The sequence below is a fragment of the Clostridium sp. NSJ-49 genome (assembly GCF_014287725.1).
GTDB classification, from domain to species: domain Bacteria; phylum Bacillota; class Clostridia; order Clostridiales; family Clostridiaceae; genus Clostridium; species Clostridium disporicum_B.
The window spans coordinates 1-948 of sequence record NZ_JACOOP010000114.1 but is presented as its reverse complement, the minus strand read 5'-3'; the positions used below and the strand labels follow the sequence as shown (position 1 = coordinate 948).

Sequence of the window (948 nt, the reverse complement as noted above, 5' to 3'; positions counted from 1 at the left end):
ATTAATAAAGAAACGGACATGATTGAGCAAATATTAAAAGTAGAAACTGCAGATGAATTAAGTGATGATTATTTTGATACTTGTTATGCAGTGATAGATAACGAAGATAAAATAAATGCTTATAATCTTAAATACAACAAAGAAACTAAAGAGTATGAAGCTGTAGAAGGATTACCACCTCGGGATGAGGTAGAGGTAATTAAACAACCTTCAACAGAAGATTATAATAACTTAAAGCAGGAAAATGAAGATTTAAAAAACAGAGTTGAAAAACTTGAAGGATTAATAGATCAAGTCGTATTAAATGTGAGGTGATTTAATGAAAAATGAAAGTACTAGAAAAGTAGTTAATGTAGATAAACCTAATTATTCTCCGATATGGTCTTTCAAACAGGAGGATGATGGAGTTTTAAAGTTATCATTAATCAAAGGTTCTACATCATTAGATATTACTGGACAAACAGTAAAATTAGGGGTTGTGAGGGCTGATAAGACATTAGTAGAATTAGAGGATCAATCGAGTTTTGTTATTAATAATAACGAGCTAGATATAATATTAAAAAATAATATATTTGAAACTCCAGGTATATGTGAATGTGATCTGCAACTTATAGATGCAAGTGGTAAAATGACTACTGCATCTTTTTATTTACAAATTAATAAGAAAACCACAGGGATAACTAATATTTTAGGAACTAATCTTATAGAAGGATTAGAAAAGTTAAAAAATGATTTTAAGGCTACTGGAGATAAATTGATTAGTGCTTTTTCTAAAGAGTATGAGTCACTTAAAAGAATAATAATTGATGAAAATCAAGCCGCTAATCTCCAGGATCAAGTTAATCAAACTAATGCGCAATTGGAAACTAAGGCGAATAAAAGTGATACATCAAATTTGCAAGGACAAATTAATGTTTTGGTTGTGAATGGTACAGGGAATAGTAATCC

Annotated in this window: 2 protein-coding genes; both read left to right on the top strand. The window is 29.3% G+C overall.

Annotation, left to right across the window (positions count from 1 at the left end; all coding sequences use genetic code 11):
- Positions 1–315, top strand: a 315-nt coding sequence (locus H8S10_RS17925; protein ID WP_186839752.1) for a hypothetical protein, incomplete at its 5' end; no start/stop codon positions are given.
- A gap of 4 nt (positions 316–319) precedes the next feature.
- Positions 320–948 (top strand): BppU family phage baseplate upper protein (locus H8S10_RS17920; RefSeq protein WP_186839751.1); only part of this gene is annotated, 629 nt, incomplete at its 3' end.